Below are 26543 nucleotides of genomic sequence, written 5' to 3'. Positions count from 1 at the left end.
AGAAAAACCTTAAAAATAGTATGACTTTTTATATATGAAAAATGTATGAAATGGGAAGCAATTTACTCATTATATTTTGTAATCAAAAAAATGTAAGTAATGGTTATTTTTAATACACATTTGTATTTTTTTTAAAATAAAATATAATTTAAGCAATTGATTTTATTATTTTATTGAGTAATCACTCTATTTTGATCATATTTGTTTGTGTCTGAAGAATGTGTTTGAAACTAGGCTTTCTATTGATCATTAAAAGATATAATTGAATAATAGATCTCTTTCATAAATCAAAAAACGAGCACCTTTTTGATTGATATTTGTACTCTAATTTTCTTAGCATTCGTGCATAATCTGCGGATGAAATACATTGATTCAAAGAAGCTTTCTGAAACACAGTTTAAGCGATATACAGGCATCTCATGGTCAACCTTTTATTTAAATGGTTGAGCAATTGCAGAAGCATGTTCCAGCTAAAGGCAGAGCACCCAAGTTAAGTGTGGAGGATCAGGTTCTGCTCTGTCTGAACTATTGGCGGGAATACCGAACTTTATTTCACATTGCTACGAGTTATGGGGTTTCAGAGCCTACAGCCTCAAGAATTGTACGTCATGTTGAAGATTGCCTGATTCAGTCCAAGCTGTTTAATTTACCGAAGAATTTGCCCGAAAGCGAAGGCATAGACTGGAATGTGGTGATCCTGGATGCCACAGAAATTCCAATTCAAAGGCCTAAAAAAACAGAAGAAAAACTATAGTGGCAAGAAAAAGACCCATACCTTTAAAGTACAGGCCATCATCCATTATAAAACTCAGCAAATTCTGAGTTTGTGCACTGATCGCGGTACGGTGCATGATTTCGAGCTATTCAAACGCAATTTAAAGCAGATTCCTTCAGGAGCTTTTATCCTTGCAGATAAAGGCTACCTGGGAATTTATGCTGTGTATCCTAATAGCCTGTTGCCGTTAAAAGCCAAAAGACGCTGTAAACTGGATCCTGAACTCAAAATCTATAATCAGGAAATCAACAAAAGAAGAATCGGGATCGAGCATGTATTTGGGCACTGTTGCAAATAACCACGAATGGTAAGCTGAAGACTGTTTTAGCTAAAGATGCAGCATATGAATCCTTTCCATGGTCGGCATTTTCAGGGCGAAATCATTCTTTGGGCTGTGCGCTGGTATTGTAAACATGGCATTAGCTATCGTGAACTGCAGGAAATGCTGGCCGAACGGGGTGTGAATGTTGATCACACGACTATTTACCGTTGGGTTCAACGTTATGCTCCTGAAATAGAAAAACGTTTACGCTGGTATTGGCGTAATCCTACAGATCTGAGCTCGTGGCATATTGATGAAACCTATGTAAAAGTGAATGGACGATGGTCTTATCTGTATCGTGCAGTCGATCAACGTGGCGATACCCTTGATTTTTATCTTTCTTCTAGACGTAATACCAAATCAGCATATTGTTTTCTTGGAAAAATTTTAAATAATGTGAAGAAGTGGCAAATTCCACAAGTGATCAACACGGATAAAGCACCCACATATGGACGTGCTTTATCACGGTTAAAACGGGAAGGTAACTGTCCACCAGACCTTGAGCACAGGCAGATTAAGTATAAAAATAACGTGATTGAATGTGATCATGGCAAGCTAAAGCGGATCATCAGGGCCACATTAGGATTCAAATCTATGAAGAAGGCTTATGCCACAATTAAAGGTATTGAAGTCATGCGTGCACTACGTAAAGGACAAGCATCGTCATTTTATTATGGTCAGCCTCAGGGTGAAGTGTGTCTAATCAACAGGGTTTTCGGTCTCTAAGTACTTTTTAAAGGGAACATCATCGACTCAAATCTCTATTTGCAACAGTGCCGAATATTTTATGCAGCAGTGAGTTCCGTAATTTTCTTTTTCAACACTGATACTTGTACGGCTGAAGATCGAAAGCTATTTCTGCATCTGCATTGAAGGCTGTTAATACCTCGGCTTTTGGAGCTGTTTTTTTAGCCCCTATGATTAACCACGATTGTTTAACTAATATGAACAAAGTCGTGAAACATTGATCAAAGAATAGGCGTGGAACGTGAAAAATCATAAAAAAAGCCCAATCGGGTGTGATTGGGCTATAAACTAGAAACTACAGCATTGATTTCTAAGGAAAATTATAACGCATTTCGTATAACGTGTATTATGTTAATTTTAGAAATAATTAAAAGTTTGGAAATACTAGTGAAATGCAACTTATAGAAATAGAGCCTTATTTTTGGGAACTATATGAGGATAGCGAAAATATATACCTCAATGTTTGTATAAATATGAGTGCAGTTTCTTGGGCGAAAACTATCTGCCTAGATAAACAAACGATTCAGCAATATCAGACTCAAGGAAAAGGTTTTATTGATGACTTAGCTAAAAGAATTGAAAGCAGCCAATTTAGAAAAGATTATGAAAGATTTTATTCATTTCCAGATGCCTCCGCAGAACAAAAAGAGGGAATGCTTCTAGCATTTAATGAATATAGAGCTAAGCAAAATTAAAGCCATTTAACATAATGGTGGTTATACGAAATCCACCTGTAACTCCAAAATAGAAGTGTCCGGTTTCTCCAAAATAGAAATGTCCGCTTTTAGAATATGTACTTTTGCAATTTCCTTAGCGGACGGTTTGATATGTTGGTGTCTATGTCGGATAAAGAACTTAAACGATTGTCGGTCTTGCAGGAAATCTGCGATCAACGCATAACTCAATCCCAGGCTGCTCAGCTACTTCATATTTCAGAACGTCAGATCAGACGCTTACTGCAGAAATACAAAGCTCAAGGTCCAGTTGCATGAGCCCATGCCGGTCGTGGCCAAATCGGCAATTCAAAACTTCCTGAAGAACTCAGACTCAAATGCCTCAATATTGTTTCTGACCAACTCCATGGTTTCGGACCCACTTTAGCGCATGAAAAGCTCACCACTGTACATGGATTCGATCTTTCAGTAGAAACTCTGCGTTCTTGGATGATTGCAGCTGACTTATGGATGCCTCGATCCAAGCGCCTGAAACGCCCGTATCAGCCTCGTTACAACCGGGATTGCTTTGGTGAACTGATCCAAATTGATGGCTCACACCATGACTGGTTTGAAGGACGCGCTGCTAAATGCTGTCTGCTGGTGTTTATCGATGATGCTACAGGAAAATTGCAGCATTTACGCTTCTGTGAGTCAGAATCAACCTTTGACTATATGATTTCAACACGCTTATATGTCGAGCAGCATGGTAAGCCGTTGGCATTTTACAGCGACAAACATTCAGTCTTCAGGGTGAATCAAAGCAGCAAGAAAGACACCAAGATTACCCAGTTTGGACGCGTACTCAGTACCCTGAATATCGATATCATCTTCGCCAATTCACCACAGGCCAAAGGCCGTGTGGAACGTGCCAACAGAACCCTTCAGGACCGTCTGATCAAGGAGATGCGTCTGGAAGGTATCAGCTCGATTGAGCAAGCTAATGCCTGGCTACCCTGCTTCATTGAGCAGTTCAATCAGAAGTTCGCCAAGATGGCTTTTAATCCTAAGGATCTACATCGGCCTATCACTGAAACAGCCGAAGAATTAGATGATATTTTTACTTGGCGTGAACCCCGCAGAGTCACGAATAGCCTGACGATTACTTATGATAAATGCGTATATCTCCTGGAAAACACCGAAGAAAATCAAAGGTTGATCGGTAAGTATCTTGAGTTCCTGGAATACCCGGATGGTACTGTAGCCCTCATGCATGATGGCCGAAAGATCAATTACAGCCTCTTCGATAAATTAAGTCAGCTGAATCAGCGAGAGATTGTTGAGAATAAACGGTTGGGTGCTGTTCTGAATCATATCCAACAACAGCATGAAGAACTGGAACAACAAAACAAACGCAATCGTTCTCAAAAGATGCCAAGCAGACGTGCACAGAAAATAGCAATCAAAGAACGAAATCTAAATCCTGTGCTTGACTTGGAATTGTCCATATAGGACATTTCTATTTGGTTATTAGGTAGGACATTTCTACTTAGGAATAACACCACCACCACCAGTTGTTAGAAACCATTTAAAGTGTCTGTATTCTCACCATTAAAAATGTCTGGTTTATGATGATCTAAATAACTTCTCAGGATATGACTCTATGAACGACACTGAAAATCAAAAAAAACTCCCATTCTCAGAGGATGAATTACTCGAAAATATAGATGAATATAAAGCACATGCAGATGAAATTGCTGTGCTTACAGAAACCGAATTCGATTATTCATATTTCAAACACTCTACTCCATTTTTTCAAAAATAAATTAATTACTGTAGAGACAAAACCCTTGCTACATAAGGTTTTGGAGTCGTTTGTCTAAAAATAATCATAAAACAACCTAGAGCCTGTTTATTTCCTCTTTGTATCCTTAAACGGATAAGATTTTAGAAAAACCGATGGCTCAGAATTAAAAATCATTTAACTTTTATTTGTAATTGTAAACCGAAAGTATCGAGTAATTTCTGCATGGATTTCAAAGTAGGATTGCTCCCTGGTTGCTCCATTTTTTGCAGTGTCTGTGGCGCAATCTTAGTAATTTTAGCCATATCATTCAGTGTTAAATGTAGCTCTGTTCGAATAAATCGAGCAACTTGATAAAAAGACCAGTCTGGATGATTATTGATGGTTTCAAGCACAGATAGTCTTTTTTCCATTTGTTGAATAGGGGTCAATGGTTTAAAACGTTTATCCATGGCTGATCTCCTCCAACTGCTGGCAAATATTGATTATTCGATATTGGCTATTTTCCAGAATTTCATCCGCTACTTGAAGAGCCTGCATCTTTTCTAACAGTCCCCGATAAATTGGTAACTGTTCAATTAATAAAGTTTTAATTTCTTGTGGATCAATCGAAGTGCTTTCAGCTATCTGCTCAATCACACAACTCAAAAGTGGCATACCACCATGATCATCTCTTTCCCAACGAGTAGTACGTGCAATACCATCAGGATGTAACCACATTGGCGCAAAATCAAATAATGGTGTGAGCTGAATTTTACCATTATTGAAGCGTTGGATTGCTGTATTGCGAGTATGGTTATCTTTATTGCCTAAGGCAACATTTGCGAGATCACGCTTCAAATACTCAAATACTTCCTGCTTTGGTTCGGTACAAGCCTCCATAAGCAGGGTACATATTTGATTATGGGTCATTCTAACCCCAAAGCCCGCCTTCCCACCTAGAGATGCAAGGCTTTCCTGAGCAATTCTTTCAACTTTGCCATTAATTACTTTGCGATCAAATCTTGGAATAAACAAAGTCTTGCCATGTAGCTCAAGATCCCGGTGTACACGTAGTTGCAAGTACTGAGCGACTTTCATATACAAAGCTTCGTTCATCAGGATTTTATTCAAATTTTGATCACTGCCGCGGCTAAATTTAACCAACCAATGCTGCTTAACTTGATCATCTGGAAGAGTATGATCTAGATAGAAAAGATCATCATAACCTTGTGTTAACAACAATTTTGGCCACTCACCCTGAATACCAGATGAACCGGCAATAAAAAGTCCATAAGATGCGAGCGATTCAATAAACTTCTCTTTACGTTCAATAATTTTGCTTAGGCTAAATCCCTGATTTTGCAGCTTTGGGAAATGACTCTGTAACCACTCATGAGCCTCTTTGACTCGCAGATTCCCAATTGGATTTCCTGCGCCTGCTTTTAAAAGCGCCCAGTCCGCTTGTTCCTGAACATTCTCAGAAAAATCAAGCTGTCTTAGTAATTCTTTGCGACCGTATCCTTGAGGTAATAGATCCATAAGAAATGCTGGCCAAGTTGATTCCAATCTATTTTGGACGTTCACCGGTAAGTCATAAGCAAGCGCATGACCATCTCTTAGATCCATATATGAAATAGCATATTCGAACAAATATGATGTACGTGTAGCTGCCTGCCATCCAGCATTTTGATCATCCGTAACCTCAACCAAAGCACAGTCATGCCATTCATAGTCTTGGTAGATTTGCAGTGTACAGTATTGCTTCATAATTTTATTAAAATAGTAAAATATAATGATTTTATTGATTATATATCTATTTTAATATAAAAGTATAATTAAACTAAAAATCTCAATGATCACTCTAGGTGCCTAAGAAGAACTTATACATTTCTCAAAATTGCAATAAACTCATCTGATTTGCAGTAGAATTGATCAATATTGGGTTAAATCTTACCTCCTTATATTTTAGCTATCCTTTACATCATGTCAGAACGTCAACAACTCAGCCTTAGTGAATACCTTGCCACTGTACAGGAAGTCATCCAGCTGACTTTTGATGGGGCAGTGTGGGTCAAGGCTGAGATCCGTAATTTAAGTATTAAAGGCGGTCACTATTATCTTGAGTTGGCTGAGAAAGATGAAGAAAGCCATAAGGTGATCGCTAGTTGTAAAGGCACCATTTGGAAATTTACGGCACAAAAAATAATTCTAAAGTTTGAACGAGAAAGTGGTATTGAACTGTCGAAAGACCTGAATGTACTGATCAAGGTCAAAGCTAGATTTGATCCGCAATATGGCTTCTCGGTCAATATCGAAGATATCGACTCTAGCTTTACTCTAGGAGACATCGCCAAACGCTATCAGCAGATTCTGCTGCGACTGACTGAGGAAGGCCTGCTCAATAACAATAAACAGTTGCCGGTACCCTTTGATATTCAGAATGTCTTGGTCATTGCACCGGAAAATGCTGCAGGGTTAGGTGACTTTAAAAAAGATGCGGATGCCCTGGCTCAGGCTGGTGTCTGTCATTTCGTTTATCATTCAGCAACTTTTCAGGGTAATACGGCTTCTGCCAGCATCATTCAGGTTTTGGGTAGTGCCTTAAGACAGTGGGCTCAAGATTACTCGATAGCACCAGACCTTATTGTGATCATCCGTGGAGGCGGAGCCGTGAATGACCTAGCTTACCTGAATGATTATGATCTGGCCGCACTGCTGTGTAAAAGAACTGTGCCGATCTGGGTCGGTATTGGCCACGAGAAAGACCGCACTATTTTGGATGAAATTGCACACCGTTCCTTTGATACCCCGAGTAAAGTGATCGCAGGGATCCGTAACCTGATTGTGGAGCGAGTCAATGAAGTTAGTACTGCTTTGCAGACCATCAAGCTACTGTCACAGCACCAGTTGATCACCTACCAGAGCCAGAGTGATCAGTATCTGAAAACTATCAAAACTCTGACACAGAACCAGATCAATGAAGCCCAGCGTAGCGTTGATATGCTTAAAAGTGATACTCAGTATCTTGCTCAACAACAGATTAAACTAGCTTCACAGCAGGTGGAGTCATTGATGAGGGAAACCTTGCTACAGAATCCTCGTAATGTGATGGCCAAGGGCTATGCAATTGTCCGTAGCCAAGGCAAAGCCATCCGTTCCATCCAGCAGATTACTGACCAGGAATTACAGATTGAACTTAAGGATGGCACCATTGATGCCACCGTGACACAGGTAAACGCACATGAACAATGAAGAACTAAGTTTCAAAAAAGGTTATGAAATTCTCAAGAAAAATGCCGAATTTCTTGAATCTCAGGAAGAACCGGATATTGATAACCTGATGGCGATCGTTGAAGAGTCCATGACTGCCTATAAAGCCTGTAAGTTACGTATTGATGCTGTGCAACAGGCGTTGAATGACACCTTTAAAGAATAAAAATTCTAGGTCGAGAAAAGTCTAGAATGTTCTAGAAATAAAGGACATGAGATGGTGAAAACTGACAGTTAACCCAATAAATTTGCTTGAGCAGAGTTTTATTACTAACCACCTTTTTCCTCTAGAGGTGTTACATGGATCCCAAACAACATACTTAAGTTGTTAAATGGTTGACTGAAGATCAAGCCTGTGTCGATGTGCCGAGTTCTTCATTAAGTTGGCTTAGAGCAAATAGGTGGGGCTAATGAATTTAATGGCCGATCTTTAATAATCCCTGCCAGCTGAAATAGTTCTGGGTCAAATGGGTACGATTCATGGACCACTTTCGTTGTGGCAAGTAGCAGCTGCCAACAGCTAATTTAGTTTTCCCATATCTCGCCTGTACCGCTTCTAAAGTCTGCATGAGGCTTTCATTACTTTCACGCTGGCCGTGGTCTGTCAGCAGGTCAGGAGTAAAGCGCTGCTTAGCGATTAAATCCGTCAGAATTACACCACACTTTTTATATTTCACGTCAGATTTATAAATGTGTTCCAGCAGTTGCATGGCTGTATTAATTACATCCAAAACACAATCCGTCGGTTCAGGAAACTCAAAAGCCAACGATTTACTGTAATAGGGAACCTTTGAATCAAAAGGATTCGATTGCACAAAAGCAATGACACATCCACATAAGGAAGCGTCTGCTCGTAAACGTATGACCGCATCCTGTACATATTTGCCCATAGCCTCTTTGAGATCATCTAGCTCGGTAACTTTTTCACCAAATGAACGACTGGCTATGATTTGCTGTTTGGGGGGAGGGCATCATCCAACTGCATGCAAGAAACGCCTTGTAGCTCCAATACAGTTCTTTGCATTACCACAGAAAAAAGACTCGCCATGCGATGTGCATCTTGCATCACTAAATCTAGCACTGAATAGATTCCCATAGCATTTAGTTTTTTTACCAACTTACGACCAACGCCCCAAACTTCACCGACCTCAATGTCTGAATAAAGCATTTCCTGATCTAGGAAATCCATATTGAGTAAGTTACACACACCCTTGAAACCCTGTCTTTTTTTGGCAAGATGGTTGGCCATTTTGGCTTCAGTTTTACTACGCCCGATACCAATCGAGACGGGTAAGCCAATCCAATCCAACAATCGTTGTTTCATGTGATGCGCATACTGAGTTAAGTCAAAATTTTGTGCATAACTGGTCAGGTCTAAAAAACACTCATCAATTGAATAGATTTCCTGTTCATGTGGCGCAACAAAACTAGCCAAAATTGAATGAAAACGTTTGGACATTTCAGCATATAAAGCATAGTTACTGGATAACACCACGACCTGATGTTGTTGAACAATATCCTGTATTTGAAAGAGAGGAACGCCCATTTTGATGCCTAGCGCTTTGGCTTCATTACTTCTTGCCACAGCACAGCCATCGTTATTGCTGAGCACAATCACAGGTTTATTGTTTAGACTGGGATTAAATACCCGCTCACAACTGACATAACAGTTGTTAATATCAATCAGGGCATAAATCCGCTCGTAACTGCTCATCTGAACTTCTTGATCACACTGGTAACCACACCCCAAATCAGCATGGTTTGATTATCTTTCAAATGGATATCAGCAAAATCAGGATTAGCCGCCTGCAACCAGCATTGATTACCCTCAATCATCAAACGTTTAATCGTAAAATCATTGTCAATCAATGCCAGAACAATATCCCCATGCTTGGCTTCAATACTACGGTCAACGATTAGCTTGTCATTCAGATCAATCCCTGCATCACGCATGGATAAGGATTCCACTTCAACGATAAAGGTTGCCTGTTGGTTTTGAATAAGAAACTCGTTTAGATCAAGGGTCTTATCGATATAGTCCTGAGCAGGGGAAGGGAAGCCTGCAGCAACTTTTTGCAAAGCAACAGGAATCTCATAATGTGTTTTTGTCTCAAGCAATGTAATAGAGGAAATATCGTTAAACTTTGGAGCGTCATTTTTCTTCAGGTATTTCTTGATTTCCAATACACGAGACTCTGGCACCCGAATGACCTTGGTCGGTTCGTTATAGACAAAAGGACGGCCAGAACCTTTGCGTGCACCACCATGCTTATTTTGCGTCATTTTTATTATCAATCTTGATTGTGTAACATAATTAAGATCATATAAAACTCAGTATATAAAAACAAGATTGTCCAACATAGTAAAGCCAATTTATATTTTTTTGCAGCTTAGTAATATTATCTACTACTTAGTGGAGGCGTATATTCAGCACTTACACCAGTATCATTGTTATTAGGGGGAGTACCCTCTATGCTCTCCACAATACTAATCATCACATCAGCACAGTTTTCACGAGCTGCTCTTGCTTTAGAATATTCTTCAGAAAAATAACATGCTTGCGCAGAGGCTAAGTCTGAAAATTCAATAATGATATGACGCTCATATTCAGATCCTTCTAGACAAGTAGATTTACCACCTCGTACAAGAAATTTAGCTCCATATTTTGCAAAGGCTAAAGGCGCTATTGACATATATTGTTTATATTTTTCCATATCATGAATAGTGACATGTGCAATCCAGTATGCGGACATATAAAATTTCCCTATGTTTAATAAGTGTAATACTCATTTTCTAACTATTTATTCATATCATTTGTCTAAAATGTATTTCGCAACTAGAGCTGCTTCATTAATATGTTCAGCCACAGCTTGTTTTGCTTTTTCAGGATCTTGGTGCAGATAAATTGCTTCACACATATTTTTAATACGTTGATAGCCAGAAATTTCACGCTTCGTCGATTTCATGGTAATTGCACGAAGACGACTAATTCGACCATTCAAACGTTGTACTACTTCCCAAGCAATATGATGTTTTGCAGTGGTAAAAATAGTTTCGTAGAGTTTTGAAGAGGTAGAAATAATTAAATTAATATCATCTGCTGCAAAGGCTTGCTCAAGTTCAATCAATAATACTTTCAGTGTTTCTGTTGTTTGAGCAGTTAGGTTTTGGGTGCAATCAGCAACGGCACTTTGTTCGAGTAGTAGTCGAATTTCATAAATTTGTGATGCAATTTCCCAATCCAATAATGAAACAATTGGGCCTTTGTTTGGCAGAATTTCAACTAAACCTTCTGCTTCTAAATAACGAATGACTTCACGTACAACAGAGCGACTTACTCCTAATTCTTCGCACAAGCTTCTTTCGACTAATCTTTTTCCAGAAGGGAAATAGCCTGTAATGATTGCGTTACGTACTTTATTCAAACAAAGCTCGCGTAAAGTCACAGGTGGATTTTCAATTTTAAGATTCATAGATGATTAATCTTTCCTGATTTTAATAAGTCAAAATTTTGTTACATGTTTATAGCTGAAAATTAGCATACCAAACTCTTGCTTTTTTTTCATTATGTATTATGGTATACCATAATACGAATGTAAAAATAAATTCACTCGCAAGGAAATGCCATGAATCTAATCCGTAAAACAGTTCTTCATGTTGAAACGACTTATGTCGATGGCGATAAAGAAGCAACAAAACCGTTAAAAATGGTGGCTGCTGCTGCTGTGATCAAAAACCCATGGGCTGGTCAGGGTTATGTCGAAAACCTAACACCTGAGGTTCGCCGTATTGCTCCGATTCTAAGTGAACATTTAACTCAATTGATTCTTGATGAAGTCGGTTCAGGTGAAGCGGTAGAAGCATTTGGTAAAAGTGCGGTCGTAGGTTTGAATGGTGAGCTAGAGCATGCATCAGCCCTCATCCATACCTTACATTTTGGAAATACATATCGTAATGCGGTCGGGGCTAAGTCTTATCTCGCTTTTAATAATACGCGTGGTCCAGCGAATGCTTCGATTCTTGTTCCAATGATGGATAAAAATGATGAAGGCCGTCGTTCTCATTATTTGACTCTTCAATTTGCAATTCCAGATGCACCTGCTGCCGATGAAATTGTGATTGTAATTGGTGCAGCGACAGGTGGACGTCCACATCATCGTATTGGCGATCGTTATCAAGATTTGGAAGAGTTAGGTCATGATCTCAAAAACCCTGCAGCTGTCAAATAATCGGATTGCTCATTATTTTGAGCAAGGAGAAGGAGAGCCTTTGGTTCTCATCCATGGTGTAGGTATGCAAGCAGCCGCTTGGTATCCACAAATCGAATATTTCTCGAAACATTATCGTGTGATTTCGGTGGATATGCCGGGTCATGGGAAAAGTACAAAACTTGCGGATGGTGCACCTTTAAAAGCATTTGTTGATTGGGCGATCGAATTTATTACAGCATTGAATTTAGGTGCAGTGAATTTGGCGGGTCATTCGATGGGTTCATTGATTACGACAGGGGTAAGCGCAACTCGTCCTGATTTAGTCAAACGAATGGCGGTGTTGAACGGTGTATACAAGCGTACAAGCCAAGCTCGTGATGCTGTTGTGAATCGTGCAGAAGAGTTAAAAAAAGGTCATATTGATGTTGAAACACCACTGCAGCGCTGGTTTGGTAACAGTGAAGCAGAACAAATTGCTGCTGAAAAAGTCAAGTCTTGGTTGGAAAATGTGGACTTGTCTGGATATACCACAGCGTATGCGGCATTTGCACATGGCGATCAAATTTACGCAGATGACTGGAGCAAAATTCAGTGTCCAGCACTGGTTTTAACTGGAACTGATGATCCAAATTCAACAGCAGAAATGGCAGTACAAATGGCAAGCCAAGCGAGAAATGGCACCGCTATTGTGATTGAAAATGAGCGTCATATGGTGAATTTGACTGCACCAGACCAAGTAAATATTGCAATGCAGGCGTGGTTAGAAACCCAAGTCTAAATTGCCACACATTGATGAAGGAATATGACAATGAGTGAAATGGATAGTGTTAATAAAATACGCGAACTACGTGATGCCTTTGGCTCATTTATGACTGGCGTAACCGTCGTAACCACCTGTAAAGATGATGGAACACCATTAGGCTTTACTGCGAACTCTTTTGCTTCGGTGTCTTTGGACCCAGCTTTGCTGCTGGTCAGCATTGCCAAGACATCAAGCAATTATAATAACTTTGCCAATGCTTCACATTTTGCAATTAATATTTTGGCAGAAGAACAAAAGGATATTTCGAATACTTTTGCTCGCCCAAGTGATGATCGATTTGCAAATTTAGCATGGACAAAGAGCGCATCTCATAACCCTATAATTGATCAAGTCAGTGCTTGGTTTGATTGCACGACGTATCAAGTTGTAGATGCAGGTGATCATGCGATTTTAATTGGTAAAGTTGAAGATTTTGGCTCAGCAGGCTTTGCTGGTTTAGGGTATTACCGTGGAGCTTATTTCACACCTGCCAAATCATCTACTGATGTGATTTCGAGTATGAAAGTCATGATGATGGCTTTGATTGGACATGAAAATCAGATCTTGCTTGAACAGACACAGGATCAAAAGTGGACATTACCACATTTGATGGTTGAAAAAGATGGTGCAGAAAAAGCACTTGAAAAAATCTTTGCAGCTTATCAGCCAGAAGCCTCACCAAGCTTTATCTATTCTGTCTATGATGATGTGACTACCCAGCAGCAATATATTGCATTTTTATGTAATACCCCGATCGCACATGCGACCAAAGGTCAATTTGTTGATTTAAATGATTTAGAGCAACTGACTTTTGTGGATAGCGCTTTAGAAAGTATGTTGATGCGTTATCGTAAAGAAAACCACCTTAAAACCTATGGTGTTTATTACGGTAATCAAATTAGCGGTACGGTTCGTCAAATTGTTAAAGAGGAAGTTTAACTATGCGTTTTTCATTATTTGTACACATGGAGCGTGTTTCTGATCAACAAACGCAGAAGCAGCTCTATGATGAGATGATTGAACTTTGCCAGATTGCCGATCAAGGTGGTATGCATGCGATTTGGACAGGTGAACATCATGCAATGAATTTTACGATTGCACCTAATCCATTCATTAACTTAGTTGATATTGCCAATAAAACCCAAAATGTACGTTTGGGCACGGGTACAGTGGTTGCGCCATTTTGGCATCCAATTAAATTGGCAGGTGAAGCTGCTATGACGGATATTATCACCAATGGTCGTTTAGATATTGGCATTGCGCGTGGTGCTTACTCATTTGAATATGAGCGTATGGTGCCTGGTATGGATGCCTGGAGTGCGGGACAGCGCTTACGTGAAATGATCCCAGCGATTAAAAACCTGTGGAAAGGTGATTATGAGCATAATGGTGAGTTTTGGCAGTTCCCAAAAACCACTTCTGCGCCACAACCGTTACAACAACCGTATCCACCGATTTGGGTAGCAGCACGTGATCCAAATAGCCATGAATTTGCGGTGCAAAACGGCTGTAATGTACAAGTCACACCATTACATTTTGGTGATGAAGAAGTTGAAAAACTCATGGGACATTTTAATACTGCCTGTGAAAAGTTTGCTGATATTCCTCGTCCTGAAATTATGTTATTGCGTCATACCTATGTCGCTGATAGTGAAGAAGATGCTCAATTAGCAGCAGATGAAATCAATACATTCTATAACTATTTTGGCGCATGGTTTAAAAATGAGCGTGAAATTACGCAAGGTCTAATCGCGCCATTGAGTGATGAAGAAATTGCAGCTCATCCATTTTATACGCCAGAAGCTATGCGTAAAAATAATGTAATTGGTCAGGCGCAAGAAGTGATTGATCGCCTAAAAGCTTATGAAGCAATGGGTTATAACGAATATTCATTCTGGATCGATACAGGAATGAGCTTTGAGCGTAAAAAAGCATCGTTACAACGTATGATCAACGAAGTGATGCCTGCATTTGCATAGGAGAGAAGACATGACTTCTCAATTCCAGTTGTATATCAATGGTCAATTTGAGGATGGTGCTGCACAATTTGACAGCATTAATCCTGCGACAGGGCAAGTTTGGGCGAAAATGCCTGAAGCACGTACAGATGAAGTCAATCGTGCAGTTGCCGCTGCATCTCAGGCTCTGCAAGATGCGGCTTGGGCAGGTTTAACTGCCTCACAGCGTGGAAAGTTGTTATATAAACTTGCTGATTTAATCGAAAAAGCTGCACCGCAATTGGCTCAATATGAAACCAGTGATACAGGCAAGATCATTCGTGAGACGTCGAGCCAAATTGCTTATGTAGCTGAATATTATCGTTACTATGCAGGGATTGCAGACAAGCTCGAAGGTAGCTATTTACCGATTGATAAACCAGATATGCAAGCATGGACCATCCGTGAACCAGTAGGTGTGATTGCTGCAATTGTTCCGTGGAATAGCCAATTATTTTTGTCTGCGGTTAAAGTTGGTCCAGCATTGGCGGCAGGTTGCAGTATTGTTCTGAAAGCCTCTGAAGAGGGACCAGCGCCTTTACTTGCTTTCGCGCGTTTGGTGCATGAAGCAGGATTTCCAGCTGGTGTGGTGAATGTTATTACAGGTTTTGGCCCTGAATGTGGTGCAGTTTTAAGTAGTCATCCAGACGTGGCTCATGTGGCATTTACTGGTGGTCCAGAAACAGCACGCCATATTGTGCGCAACTCTGCTGAGAACCTTGCCAAAGTCTCATTAGAGTTAGGTGGAAAATCTCCTTTTATTGTATTTGCAGATGCTGATTTACAGAGCGCAGTAAATGCACAAGTCGCAGCGATTTTTGCAGCAACAGGGCAAAGCTGTGTTGCTGGTTCACGGTTGCTGGTTGAAGACAGTATCAAAGATGAGTTTGTTCAACGTTTGGTTGAGCGTGTACAACGTATCAAGATTGGTTTGCCTGATGATATGGCAACTGAATATGGCCCTTTGTGCACCTTACGCCAACGTGAAAAAATTGAGCAAGTCGTTGCTCGCTCGATTGAGCAAGGGGCGAAATTATTGGCAGGTGGGAAAACGCTTGAAAGAGCAGGTTATTACTATCCACCCACAATTTTAGACTGTAGTGATGTACCACAAGCCGATTGCGTCATGACCGAGTTATTTGGTCCTGTCTTGTCTGTAGTGAGTTTTAACACTGAAGCAGACGCGATTCAAAAAGCCAACATTACGCCTTATGGACTCGCAGCTGGTGTCTTTACCAACAATTTAAGCCGTGCGCATCGTATGACCAAAGCAATTCGTTCAGGGATTGTTTGGCTGAATACCTATCGCGCTGTTTCTCCACTTGCACCTTTTGGTGGTCATGGTCTATCAGGACATGGTCGTGAAGCTGGCTCAGATGCGGTGTTGGACTATACCACCACTAAAACTGTGTGGTTGCGTACCTCTGATCAGCCGATTGATGATCCTTTTGTGATGCGTTAATACATCACAACAGTCATTAGGATTTAAATTTCAAGGATGAAAAGATGACGCAGTTGAATTTCAAAATCACATAAATCTGATCAAGGCATACGTAAGATAATATTGGTTGAGCTTCAAGAGCCTCAACAAGATTTCCTTTAACTTTTTTTGCCATTTCTTTAACCAAAATTGATCTGATTCGTCTGTAAAACAAGAGAAATAAAGGTCAGGTCATCTGGATATGGCGCTGATCAGGCAGGTTGTGAAACCTAAGTTTACTCTCACAAATATTTGATATTGAGGAAAATGAAGTCCTCAAAGAGAGATTAAGGATATGAGCCAAAATGAAAATAGTGCTTTCGCCATTGAAAGCAATTCAATTGATTATGTTGATCCATCTCAACGTCACGGAAAAGTACGTGATCTATTCACGCTCTGGTTTTGTACCAATATTGCACCCTTAGCTGTAATTACGGGTGCAATGTCGATGCTAACGTTTAACCTGAGTTTGATAAGTGCGCTAGTAGCGATTTGCTGTGGTCATTTCTTTGGCGCAACAATTTTAGCTTTAACTTCTGCTCAAGGACCCCAAGTCGGCATTCCCCAGATGATTCAAAGCCGAGCACAGTTTGGACGTTATGGTGCATTATTAGTCGTATTATTTACAACACTGATTTATCTCGGTTTCTTTATTTCCAACATTATCTTGTCAGGCAAAACCTTACATACCGTCGTTCCCACAATCCCTGTTCCAACTGCGACGGTGATTGGTGCAATTGCAGCAACGACCATTGGGGTAGTGGGTTATCATCTAATCCATAATTTTAATAAAATTGGGACATGGTTGATGGGCGGTTCATTGCTGATCGGCTTGTTGATTATGTTGCCACAAATTAATGCTGAAGTACTTGCCAAAGGCTCATTTAACCTAAAAGGTTGGTTTGCCATGTTTGGTCTATGTGCAGTTTGGCAAATTAGTTTTTCACCTTATACCTCCGACTATTCACGTTATTTACCTAAGTCGATTGGGATTTTTAAACCATTTATCTTTACTTACTTGGGCGCTTCGCTTGGAACGATCTTTGCGATGGTATTTGGTACAGTAGCGGTGAGTATTGGTTCTGGTACCGATGCGATGGAAGCGGTGAAATCGGGTACAGGTATTTTCGGTTCGATTCTGATGATTTTATTCCTTTGTAATATCATCGGTCACAATGCCATGAATTTATATGGTGCGGTTTTATCGTGTATTACTTCGATCCAAACCTTTGCAGGTCAATGGATACCAAGTAAGAATGTCCGTATTATTTTGTCGATTATGGTCTTAATCCTCGCTACGTTTACAGCACTTTGGGCATCAAGCAATTTTATTAGCTTCTTCCTGAACGTCATTTTTGCCTTACTATTTATTTTAGTGCCTTGGGTATCGATTAACCTATTGGATTTCTATGGGATCAATAAGAAATCTTATGATATTCAGTCGATCTTCGCACAAGATGGTGGCATCTACGGCAAATTTAATGGCAAAGCTTTAACTGCATATTTCATTGGAATCGTTGTTCAAATCCCTTTTCTTACCAATGCATTTTTTACAGGTCCATTCGCAAACGTCATTCAGGATGTGGATATTTCTTGGGTAATCGGATTGGTTGTGAGTTTTGTCGTGTACTACTTCTTGAATCTTGAAAAGATTAAATGCAGCAGCCCAGCACTCAATGTAAAAGTGCAACATTAAACATGCTTAGAATGGAATCGATAACATGAAAAAAAGTTATTTACAATTCACATTGGCAACTGCATTAACCAGTATGATTACACTAAGTTATGCAGGAATTAGTTTTGGCGACAGCAATGCCGACTCAGGCAAGTTAGCGGTTTCTGGTTATGTACGTGCCAACTATCAAGACAAAGATTACGGTGAACCTGCTTCAGAACATAAGATCCGTTTTGATGCTGCACAACTAAAACTTGATTATGAACGCGGCAAACTATTTGGGCATGCTGAATATCGTTGTTATCAATACGATACGCTGTGTGATTTTTCAACCTTGATCGATGCGTATGCAGGTTATCATTTAAATGAAACTGATCAGGTTGTGGCAGGAATGCAAGCTATTCCATTTGGACCAGGACGTTTCTGGGGCAATAGTTTGTACGGTAGTATCAATACTACAGCAGGTTTAGAAGATGTTCATAATTTAGGTTTGAACTATCATTTTGAATTGCCAAGTGCGACTAAGTTTGATGTGAGTTACTTTGCTGTGGATGGTGGGCATTATGTCGGTACAACAAAAGACTCGGGTCGTTATAGTGCTAATTACGTCAGTTCAAATAATGCTGCTAACAATGAGCTGCAAGAAAAAAACATGTGGATTGGGCGCATTACTCAAGACATTAATCTTGGAGTAGAAGGTTTAACTACACAAGTGGGCGGTTCTTACTGGACTTCCGAGATTGAAAATAAAACTACAGCTGAAACAGGTCGCCGTAACGCCTGGGCACTGTTCAGCAAAATCAATTATGGCAATCTGGGACTGACCTTAACGGGCGGAAAAAATGATGTCATTAATAAAGACTTGACTGACCCAGTGGCCTCATTGATGGGGGCATATGATAGTGAATATAGTGTTGCCAACAAAGCCACTTACTATACTGCTGATCTTGGCTATACCTTTAAAAATGTCAAACAGATTGGCAATATTACGCCTTACTTTATGTATAGCAAATATGATAAAGACCTGGCAGGTGCAAAAGACTCTATCCGTAATATTCTGGGCGTATCTGTCGAGCATAAAAAGCTGGCTTTAACTGCAGAATACATCATGAGTAAAAATGATCCATTTATTGGTGGAAATCAGGATTCACTGGCCATGGGTGATGATAATCAATGGAACAAGTTATTAAATTTAACGTTGTTTTATTATTTCTAGATGCAGTGAAATCATTGGGGTGACCAAAAAATTTTTCAAGATTTTTTGGTATTCCATAATACAAATTTGATAAATCATAGCTGTGAGTTGATCACATGACATTCGTGCGATGACTCTTGGTACACTATAAAAGGATAATCGGTATGCAACTCGATCAAATGGCTTTATTTCACCAACAGGCTTTTGTTGCTGGGCAGTGGTGTAATGCAGATAACCAGAACACTTCTAATATTTATAATCCTGCCACACAAGAAATTATAGGTACCGTGCCTAATATGGGGAAAGCCGAGGCAGACCGGGCGATTCAGGCTGCCGTGAGCCATTGGGCGGTATGGAAAAATAAAACCGCCAAGGATCGCTCCACCATTTTAAAAAAATGGTTTGAGCTGATGGTTGCACATGCAGACGAGCTGGCTTTTATTCTAACCAGTGAGCAGGGCAAGCCTTTAGCTGAAGCTCGGGGGGAAATTCTCTATGCGGCCAGCTTTGTGGAATGGTTTGCCGAAGAAGCCAAACGCGTGTATGGCGATATTATTCCCAGCCCGTATCCGGATGCCCGTATCGTGGTCAATAAGCAGCCTATTGGTGTGGTTGCGGCAATTACGCCCTGGAATTTTCCCGCGGCCATGATTACCCGTAAAGTCGCGCCTGCCTTGGCTGCAGGTTGTCCCTGTATTGTTAAGCCGGCACCAGAAACTCCGTATACTGCCTTGGCTTTGGTTGATTTGGCCTTGCAAGCGGGCGTACCTGCCGAAATCTTCAGTGTCATTACCGGTGATGCTGTCACCATTGGAGATGCGATTTTTGAAAGTGATGATGTGCGTAAATTTACTTTTACGGGTTCGACGCAGGTAGGCAAGCTGTTATATCAGCGTTCAGCACAAACATTGAAAAAAGTGTCCCTGGAATTAGGCGGTAATGCACCCTTCATCGTATTTGATGATGCAGACCTAGAAGCAGCCATAGAAGGGGCGTTGATTGCGAAATATCGTAATGCAGGACAAACCTGTGTCTGTGTCAACCGTTTTCTGGTTCAGGCTGGAATTTATGAACAGTTTATTGCAGCATTAAATGAAAAAGTTCAGACATTTGTGGTTGGGAGTGGCCTGCAGGCAGGCAATGATATTGGCCCTTTAATCAATATCAATGCGGTTAAAAAGGTCGAAGCTCACGTTGCGGATGCATTAGAGAAGAATGCACGCCTCATTGCCGGCGGAAAGAGACATGGCGCGGGCGATTTGTTTTATGAGCCGACCATCATCGCCGATGTAACCGCGGAGATGGATGTTGCCACTCAAGAAACCTTTGGTCCACTGGCGGCTATTTTTAAATTCGAGAATGAACAGCAAGCAGTGGAAATGGCTAATGCCACAGAATTCGGTTTGGCTGCCTATTGTTATACTCGAGATCTGGGACGTGCCTGGCGCATGAGTGAACAACTGGAATACGGGATGGTGGGGATCAATAAGGGTCTCATTTCAAATGAAGTTGCGCCTTTCGGTGGAATTAAACAGTCAGGCTTGGGCCGTGAAGGTTCAAAATACGGCATTGAAGATTATCTCGAAATCAAATACACCTTATTTGGAGGATTAACCGGATGAGTAACGAGAAGTTTGAAAAAGGCCTGGCGATTCGCAAACAGGTACTGGGTGAAGACTATGTCAATAACTCGATCAGCAAGGCCGATGACTTTAATTTACCTCTACAGGAACTGGTGACTGAGTATTGTTGGGGAGCGGTCTGGGGGCGTGAGGAACTTAGCAAGCCAGAGCGCAGTCTGATTAACCTCGCCATGATTTCTGCGCTCAATCGCCCGCATGAATTAAAGCTGCATGTCAAAGGGGCTTTGCGCAATGGTGTACCTAAAGACAAAATCCGTGAAGTGCTGTTGCAGGTCGCGATTTACTGTGGGGTTCCTGCGGCTGTCGATAGTTTCCGTATTGCGAAAGAAGCAATTCAAGAATATGAACAGGAAAATAGTTAATAAAATTTTATAATTAATACCTTGAAATTATAACCGCATAATTCAATGCGGTTATTCTATTTGCGATTGCAACCTAGGAATAATTTCAGAATAAGAAACCTTGAAAATTAATATGCTATAAATAATTTGCTCGACGATGTCGAAAAGCCGACTTGTTTCAAAGTCGGATTTTTACGAGTTTTAGGGAATTGTGATAATTTTTAAGTAGATGATTTTTATATTAATATACAAGTGTTGTGTTGTGTTGATTGCGTATAACATTAATTATGTTAAATAAATAACACCTGTCATTTTGTTCATTATTTCTGATGTGGCTTTGATGGCTTAAGTCGTAAAATTGAAATTAGATGTTTTTGTATAGATCCAAGTGTTAAGTCATCATTACGGTTTTTACGTACCACACCATTGGCACGTGAAAAAGTTGAAAGCTTATATTTGTATGTCTTACGTCAAAAAGCCAAACAAAAATCGTAGCTATAAAAACTCAGCATAATATTTTATACCAAACAGAAAACTAAACTTAGTGAATAGCCAATTATTTTGTAGATACCTTTCAATTAGTTAGTGGTAGACTGCCACCACTCTCCTGGCAAAATTTAGTCTATATCCCTATGGTTTATTTAAAAACTTATTTTCTATCTTTACTAGACTGTATGATCAAAATCATACTGGCACTCAACACTGTAAATTTGAGAATGAATCTGTACGTACAGACTCATTCCCTATCTATAAAGATATTAGAAATAGCTACATAGAGTTTATTTCTAGTTTATTCAAATTAGTCGTTCAAATTAGGCGTTACTACGGATGAACAATAATTTTTACAGCAGACTCATTATTATGAATCAATGTTTCAAAGCCTTTAGAAACAAGATCATCTAATGCAATCCGTTGGGTAATAAAAGGTTCTAGATTAATCTTACCTTGCTCAACCAAACGGATAGTTTCCTGATGATCATTTACATAAGCAATCGTGCCACGAATATCTAGCTCTTTCATCACCACACTATGCACATTAATTGTGGCAGGATGGCTCCAAATAGAAACGATAACGACTACACCAGTTGGTTTCATTGCTGCAACGAGTGTATCCATGACTTTATTGACACTACTACATTCAAAAGCGACATCTACACCGCGGTCTTCTGTAATTTTCATTACCTCAGCAACTACATCAACCTTAGATGGGTCTAGTACATAATCGGCAACACCCGCTTCTATCGCTTTTTCTTTACGTTTTGCACTCAGTTCAGTAATGATGACCGTGAGACCTTTAGCCTTTAAAATAGCAGATAAAAGTAAGCCTATTGGGCCTGCTCCACCAACCAGTGCGATATCGCCAGCTTTTGCGCCACTTCTGACATAGGCATGATGACCGACAGATAAAGGTTCTATCAATGCTGCTTGGTCTAAAGGAATATCATTTGAAATAGGATGAACCCAACGCCGCTGAACTGCAATTTTTTCAGAAAGACCACCACCGCGTCCGCCTAAACCAATAAAGTTCATATTTTTTGATAAATGATACTTATCATTGGGGCCAGTCGGCACATCGTCAGCAATGATGTAGGGTTCAACTACGACATGTTGCCCAATTTGGATATCATCTACACCCTCTCCAACTGCATAAACCACGCCTGAAATTCATGTCCCATTGTTACAGGTGCAGATTCTCCCGAAATTGGGTGTGGGTGACCACAAGGTGGAATAAAAATAGGACCTTCCATGAATTCATGTAAATCTGTACCGCAAATACCACACCACGCAACTTGAATTCCAACTGTGCCTGGAAGTACTTTCGGTTCAGGAATATCTTCAATTCGAATATCCCCTCGATCATAAAAACGAGCTGCTTTCATTGTGTATTCCTTATGTTGATATTAACGGTAAACCATTCCACCATCTGTCAAAATAGACTGACCTGTAATATAGTTTGCATCCTCGCTGGCTAAAAATGCAACTAATGCAGCCACGTCATCTGGTGTTTCAGCACGTCCTAAGGCAATACCATCTACATATTTTTTATACGTTTGACCAATTGGTGCACCTGTAATTTCAGAGAACCGCTGATCTATTTCGACCCACATGTCTGTACCAACAACACCCGGACAATAGCTGTTTACCGTAATTTTAGCACTGGCATATTCTTTAGCCGCAGCTTGCGTCAATGCACGAACTGCAAATTTAGTTGCCGAATAAACACCGAGTAAAGCAAAACCTTCATGACCTGCTATTGAGCATGCATTAATAATTTTTCCAGCCTGTTGGCGTTGTTTAAATTTATTTGCTGCGGCTTGAATCCCCCAAAGTACACCACCGACATTGATGTTCATAATTTGGTTAAATTCACTCGGCGTTACTTCTGCCAAAGCTTTGACTTGTGCAATACCTGCATTATTAATCATGATATCAAAACCATTAAGTGTCGATTCTGCATGATTAATAGCGTCACTGATTTGTATTGGATCTGAAATATCCGCAATAAATGTGGTGGCTTTTACACCAAAGGCTTCAACCTCTTGTTGAACAGTATTTAACTTTTCTTGGTGAAGATCGACCAATCCAATATGAACACCTTCTTGTGCTAAACGTAAGGCAATACCGCGTCCAATACCTTGTGCCGCACCCGTAATTAATGCAACTTTATTGTTTAAACCTCTAGGCATGTTGCGACTCCTTAGATATGAATTGCACGTTGCATCGCAGAAAAGACCGACTCATGCATCGCCTCAGATAAAGTAGGATGAGGGAAAATGACCTGTGCTAAGCTTTCATCGGTTGCTTCTAGATATTTTGCGATCGCAAAACCTTGGATGTGTTCGGTGACTTCATGCCCAACCATGTGAGCACCCAACAATTCACCTGTTTCCTGACTAAAAATGGTTTTAACAAATCCTGCGCTATCGCCCAAAGCCAATGCCTTACCATTGGCTTGCAAAGGAAACTTACCCACATTGATATTCAAGCCCGCAGCTTTCGCTTTCTGTTCTGTCAAACCAATACTGGCCACTTGCGGATGGGTAAAAATACAGCCCGGAATTTGTGTACGATCTAAAGCATGTACATGACTTAGGCCTGCAATTTTCTCCACACAAAGAATGGCTTCATGACTGGCTTTGTGTGCCAAACACGGTGCGCCTGCGACATCACCAATTGCATAAATGCCCACTACATTGGTTTTACACCATGAGTCGACTTTAATAAAACCATTCTCAAATTCAATTCCCAAAGCTTCTAGGCCAAGATTTTCAGCATTTGGTTTCACGCCAATAGCTGAAAGCACCTTTTCAACAGTAATGATTTGTACACCTGTGGCAGTTTCAATATGACAATGTACTTGAGCCTGATCAGTTTCTATTTTTTTTACAGTCGCTTCGGTTAAAACCTGCATACCCCGCTGTTCAAATTGCTTTTGTACATACTTCGCAACCTCAATGTCTTCGCTAGGAAGAATCTGCTTTGCAATATCAACCAAGGTGACTTGGCAGCCTAAGTCTTGGTATAGGCTTGCAAACTCACTGCCTATAGCACCCGAACCAATGACTAGTAAAGATTTTGGTAATTGTTCTGGAACTAAAGCCTCTTTATAACTCCAGACCTGATGGCCATCTACAGGAATATGAGGCAAATTGGCCGCACGTGCGCCTGTTGCGACAATAATATGCGGTGCAGAAATCTGCTGTTTTTGACCATTCGCATCTGTAAGCTCTAATTGCTCTTTGGCAATAAACTGGGCTGCTGCGTTAAAAACAGTGATTTGATTTTTTTTCAATAGTTGACCGATACCTTGCACCAGTTGCTCAGAAACCTGTCTGCTATGATGGACCAGTTTTTGAATATCAAAACCAATCGCGTTAAGCGTAAAGCCAAACTGCCCTGCATGTTTGAACTGCTGCGCAAGCACAGCCCCGCTCAATAATGCCTTGGTTGGAATGCATCCCCAATTAAGACATACTCCGCCTAAGTGTTGTTTTTCAACGATTGCCGTTTTTAATCCCAGTTGCGCTGCGCGAATCGCAGCGACATATCCTCCAGGACCAGCACCAATAACCACAAGATCAAATTGTGTATCTGACATGACTATTCCTCCTACACCAAAATTAATGCAGGATTTTCGACAAACTGCTTAAATGCCGATAAGAATTGAGCACCCAACGCACCATCAATGACACGATGATCACAAGACAATGTTGCGGTCACCATTTCACGAACAACAATCTCATCATTTTCAACGACAGCACGTTTCTCTGCTGCACCTAAGGCTAGAATTGCACCTTGAGGCGGGTTAATAATGGCATCAAACTGTTGAATACCAAGCATGCCTAAATTGGAAATACTGAAACTGCCCCCTTGAAACTCATCAGGTGCCAATTTTCCAGTTTTGGCACGTGTCGCCAGATCACGCATATCATTGGAAATTTGCGCCAAAGATTTACGGTTCGCTGCTTTAATAATTGGCGTGATCAGTCCATTTTCGATGGCTACAGCAACCGAAATATCAGCCTGTTCAAACTGTAAAATCTGCTGATTCTCTTCATCAAACTGAACATTAACTTGTGGAACTTTAATCAGTGCAGCAGCAGCAGCTTTAATCAGCATATCGTTAATGGACAGTTTGACTTGCGGTACAGTACTGTTAATTTGCTGACGCAAAACCTGAACCGACTCAACATTTAAGTCTATCGTTAAGCGAAAATGTGGTGCATTGCGTTTTGCCGCTTGTAGCCGTGCAGCGATTGCTTTACGCATACCATTCATAGCTTCGGTGGTGAATTTTGCAGACTCTGTTGGATGCGCATACTCAGTATGTTGAGCTTGTACAGGATTTTCCCGTTGATATACAGCTTCAACATCTTCCTTACAGACTCGTCCACGTGAACCTGATGCGCGACAATCATGCAAATTAATGCCCCATTGTTTTGCCAAACGGCGGGCAACAGGTGTCGCTAGAACATAACTGTCATCTGCTTTAGATTTCGCGGCTTTCGTGCTGGCTTGATGACGTACATCTGGCCAAGAACCACCAGCAGCTTGAACTGCGGCCTGAATATCTTGAACACTGATACGGCCTTCACGTCCAGAACCCGTAATCTGAGCCAAGTTTACATTATGCTTTTCAGCCAATTTCAAGGCATGTGGCGTTGCAAAAATATCATCGCTTTGTTGGTAGCCTTGTAACTCATCAGGAATAGAATATCCGCCCTGAGTCACCGCTTTTGATCCATTACCAACACTGTTCTGTTTAGGAGCAGCTTGTACTTTGGTTTCAACTTGAGCCACATCGACTTTTTCAGGAACCGCTGCTACCGCTTTATTTTCAGTTACAGCAGGTGTTCCACCTAAAGACTGTGCAAATGCTTCAACTTCTGCATCGGAAACTTGAGCGTCTGCACAAATTGCAATGATTCCACCTACGACCAGTGTGTCACCATCTTTAGCAATAATTTTTCGTAGCAGGCCATCAAAAGGTGCTTCTAGAACATTGACGATTTTTGTGGTTTCAATTTCACAAATTTCCTGTCCTTTACTAAATTGGGTACCTTCCTGAATCAGCCATTGGGCAATCGTACCCTCTTCCATGGACAAACCCCATTTTGGGATTTCTAAAGTTTTAATTTCGCTCAT

General features: G+C 40.5%; 24 protein-coding genes and 4 pseudogenes. 18 read left to right on the top strand and 10 right to left on the bottom strand.

Annotated features, from left to right (window positions below; genetic code table 11):
- Positions 1 to 439 precede the first annotated feature (439 nt).
- From LZP46_RS07260 to LZP46_RS07235, 6 genes and pseudogenes are all read left to right on the top strand, one after another.
- A complete protein-coding gene (locus tag LZP46_RS07260) occupies positions 440 to 754 on the top strand; it encodes a transposase family protein (RefSeq protein ID WP_236095133.1) in 315 nt (104 codons plus the stop codon).
- Positions 702 to 1073: a transposase gene (locus LZP46_RS07255; protein WP_024160689.1), complete on the top strand. Its 372-nt coding sequence runs from the start codon at positions 702 to 704 to the stop codon at positions 1071 to 1073. The genes LZP46_RS07260 and LZP46_RS07255 overlap by 53 nt, the downstream gene beginning before the upstream one ends.
- Positions 1074 to 1118: 45 nt before the next feature.
- The gene (locus LZP46_RS07250) at positions 1119 to 1823 is read left to right on the top strand and encodes an IS6-like element IS1006 family transposase (RefSeq protein WP_236095132.1); all 705 of its coding nucleotides are present in this window, start codon (positions 1119 to 1121) and stop codon (positions 1821 to 1823) included.
- Positions 1824 to 2236: 413 nt separating this feature from the next.
- Positions 2237 to 2539, top strand: a complete 303-nt coding sequence (locus LZP46_RS07245) for a hypothetical protein (protein WP_004280001.1) — start codon at positions 2237 to 2239, stop codon at positions 2537 to 2539.
- Between the two features lie 144 nt (positions 2540 to 2683).
- Positions 2684 to 4009 (top strand): annotated as a pseudogene (locus LZP46_RS07240) (ISNCY family transposase).
- A 151-nt stretch (positions 4010 to 4160) separates the two neighbouring features.
- On the top strand, positions 4161 to 4322 hold the full coding sequence (locus LZP46_RS07235) for a hypothetical protein (protein ID WP_002046470.1): 162 nt from the start codon (positions 4161 to 4163) through the stop codon (positions 4320 to 4322).
- 152 nt (positions 4323 to 4474) lie between these two features.
- Here the strand turns inward: LZP46_RS07235 and LZP46_RS07230 are convergent, their stop codons facing one another.
- The gene (locus LZP46_RS07230; protein WP_000361155.1) at positions 4475 to 4753 is read right to left on the bottom strand and encodes a helix-turn-helix domain-containing protein; all 279 of its coding nucleotides are present in this window, start codon (positions 4751 to 4753) and stop codon (positions 4475 to 4477) included.
- Positions 4746 to 6050, bottom strand: a complete 1305-nt coding sequence (locus tag LZP46_RS07225) for a type II toxin-antitoxin system HipA family toxin (protein WP_178319625.1) — start codon at positions 6048 to 6050, stop codon at positions 4746 to 4748. The genes LZP46_RS07230 and LZP46_RS07225 overlap by 8 nt, the downstream gene beginning before the upstream one ends.
- 216 nt (positions 6051 to 6266) lie before the next feature.
- On the opposite strand from LZP46_RS07225, the gene xseA reads away from it, so the two are divergent.
- Positions 6267 to 7535 (top strand): exodeoxyribonuclease VII large subunit, encoded by a 1269-nt coding sequence (xseA, locus tag LZP46_RS07220; protein WP_179994478.1) that lies wholly within the window; start codon positions 6267 to 6269, stop codon positions 7533 to 7535.
- Complete coding sequence (gene xseB / locus LZP46_RS07215; protein ID WP_001058302.1) at positions 7525 to 7719, top strand: exodeoxyribonuclease VII small subunit; 195 nt, start codon at positions 7525 to 7527, stop codon at positions 7717 to 7719. Before xseA ends, xseB begins: the two co-directional genes overlap by 11 nt.
- A 250-nt stretch (positions 7720 to 7969) precedes the next feature.
- Here the strand turns inward: xseB and LZP46_RS07210 are convergent.
- From LZP46_RS07210 to LZP46_RS07195, 4 genes and pseudogenes are all read right to left on the bottom strand, one after another.
- A pseudogene (locus LZP46_RS07210) lies at positions 7970 to 9267 on the bottom strand (Y-family DNA polymerase).
- On the bottom strand, positions 9264 to 9836 hold the full coding sequence (locus LZP46_RS07205) for a LexA family protein (RefSeq protein WP_236095131.1): 573 nt from the start codon (positions 9834 to 9836) through the stop codon (positions 9264 to 9266). The pseudogene LZP46_RS07210 and the gene LZP46_RS07205 overlap by 4 nt, the downstream one beginning before the upstream one ends.
- A gap of 116 nt (positions 9837 to 9952) precedes the next feature.
- Entirely contained in the window at positions 9953 to 10306 is a 354-nt protein-coding gene (locus LZP46_RS07200; RefSeq protein WP_178319628.1) for a DUF1330 domain-containing protein, read from the bottom strand.
- A 57-nt stretch (positions 10307 to 10363) separates the two neighbouring features.
- Positions 10364 to 11026 (bottom strand): GntR family transcriptional regulator, encoded by a 663-nt coding sequence (locus LZP46_RS07195; RefSeq protein ID WP_236095130.1) that lies wholly within the window; start codon positions 11024 to 11026, stop codon positions 10364 to 10366.
- Between the two features lie 153 nt (positions 11027 to 11179).
- On the opposite strand from LZP46_RS07195, the gene LZP46_RS07190 reads away from it, so the two are divergent.
- The 10 genes and pseudogenes from LZP46_RS07190 to LZP46_RS07145 form a co-directional block, all read left to right on the top strand.
- Positions 11180 to 11782, top strand: coding sequence for an amino acid synthesis family protein (locus LZP46_RS07190; protein WP_178319636.1), 603 nt, complete (start codon positions 11180 to 11182; stop codon positions 11780 to 11782).
- Positions 11751 to 12542 carry an alpha/beta fold hydrolase gene (locus LZP46_RS07185; RefSeq protein ID WP_236095129.1) on the top strand — a complete coding sequence of 264 codons (792 nt, stop codon included), beginning with the start codon at positions 11751 to 11753 and terminating at the stop codon, positions 12540 to 12542. Before LZP46_RS07190 ends, LZP46_RS07185 begins: the two co-directional genes overlap by 32 nt.
- A gap of 30 nt (positions 12543 to 12572) precedes the next feature.
- Positions 12573 to 13505: a flavin-dependent trigonelline monooxygenase reductase component gene (gene tgnA / locus LZP46_RS07180; RefSeq protein WP_178319634.1), complete on the top strand. Its 933-nt coding sequence runs from the start codon at positions 12573 to 12575 to the stop codon at positions 13503 to 13505.
- A 2-nt stretch (positions 13506 to 13507) separates the two neighbouring features.
- Positions 13508 to 14545, top strand: a complete 1038-nt coding sequence (gene tgnB, locus LZP46_RS07175; protein WP_005161501.1) for a flavin-dependent trigonelline monooxygenase oxygenase component — start codon at positions 13508 to 13510, stop codon at positions 14543 to 14545.
- Between the two features lie 10 nt (positions 14546 to 14555).
- Entirely contained in the window at positions 14556 to 16025 is a 1470-nt protein-coding gene (gene tgnC, locus LZP46_RS07170; protein WP_236095128.1) for a (Z)-2-((N-methylformamido)methylene)-5-hydroxybutyrolactone dehydrogenase, read from the top strand.
- A gap of 313 nt (positions 16026 to 16338) precedes the next feature.
- Positions 16339 to 17739 carry a purine-cytosine permease family protein gene (locus LZP46_RS07165; protein ID WP_178319609.1) on the top strand — a complete coding sequence of 467 codons (1401 nt, stop codon included), beginning with the start codon at positions 16339 to 16341 and terminating at the stop codon, positions 17737 to 17739.
- Between the two features lie 25 nt (positions 17740 to 17764).
- Entirely contained in the window at positions 17765 to 18934 is a 1170-nt protein-coding gene (locus tag LZP46_RS07160) for a hypothetical protein (RefSeq protein ID WP_178319608.1), read from the top strand.
- A 143-nt stretch (positions 18935 to 19077) separates the two neighbouring features.
- Positions 19078 to 20535 (top strand): NAD-dependent succinate-semialdehyde dehydrogenase, encoded by a 1458-nt coding sequence (locus LZP46_RS07155; protein WP_178319607.1) that lies wholly within the window; start codon positions 19078 to 19080, stop codon positions 20533 to 20535.
- Positions 20532 to 20918: a carboxymuconolactone decarboxylase family protein gene (locus LZP46_RS07150; RefSeq protein ID WP_178319606.1), complete on the top strand. Its 387-nt coding sequence runs from the start codon at positions 20532 to 20534 to the stop codon at positions 20916 to 20918. Before LZP46_RS07155 ends, LZP46_RS07150 begins: the two co-directional genes overlap by 4 nt.
- Before the next feature lie 312 nt (positions 20919 to 21230).
- A pseudogene (locus tag LZP46_RS07145) lies at positions 21231 to 21392 on the top strand (VF530 family DNA-binding protein); the annotation flags it as partial.
- A gap of 327 nt (positions 21393 to 21719) precedes the next feature.
- On the opposite strand, the pseudogene LZP46_RS07140 reads toward LZP46_RS07145, so the two are convergent.
- From LZP46_RS07140 to LZP46_RS07125, 4 genes and pseudogenes are all read right to left on the bottom strand, one after another.
- A pseudogene (locus tag LZP46_RS07140) lies at positions 21720 to 22777 on the bottom strand (2,3-butanediol dehydrogenase).
- Between the two features lie 21 nt (positions 22778 to 22798).
- Positions 22799 to 23584 carry an acetoin reductase gene (locus tag LZP46_RS07135; protein WP_075166716.1) on the bottom strand — a complete coding sequence of 262 codons (786 nt, stop codon included), beginning with the start codon at positions 23582 to 23584 and terminating at the stop codon, positions 22799 to 22801.
- A gap of 11 nt (positions 23585 to 23595) precedes the next feature.
- The gene (gene lpdA, locus LZP46_RS07130) at positions 23596 to 24996 is read right to left on the bottom strand and encodes a dihydrolipoyl dehydrogenase (RefSeq protein WP_236095127.1); all 1401 of its coding nucleotides are present in this window, start codon (positions 24994 to 24996) and stop codon (positions 23596 to 23598) included.
- An 11-nt stretch (positions 24997 to 25007) separates the two neighbouring features.
- On the bottom strand, positions 25008 to 26543 hold the full coding sequence (locus LZP46_RS07125) for a 2-oxo acid dehydrogenase subunit E2 (RefSeq protein ID WP_236095126.1): 1536 nt from the start codon (positions 26541 to 26543) through the stop codon (positions 25008 to 25010).

Origin of the sequence: Acinetobacter sp. SCLZS86 (assembly GCF_021560715.1) — a bacterium.
Lineage (GTDB): Bacteria > Pseudomonadota > Gammaproteobacteria > Pseudomonadales > Moraxellaceae > Acinetobacter > Acinetobacter towneri_A.
The sequence above is the reverse complement of the archived record's forward strand: the minus strand, read 5'-3'. Positions and strand labels throughout refer to the sequence as shown.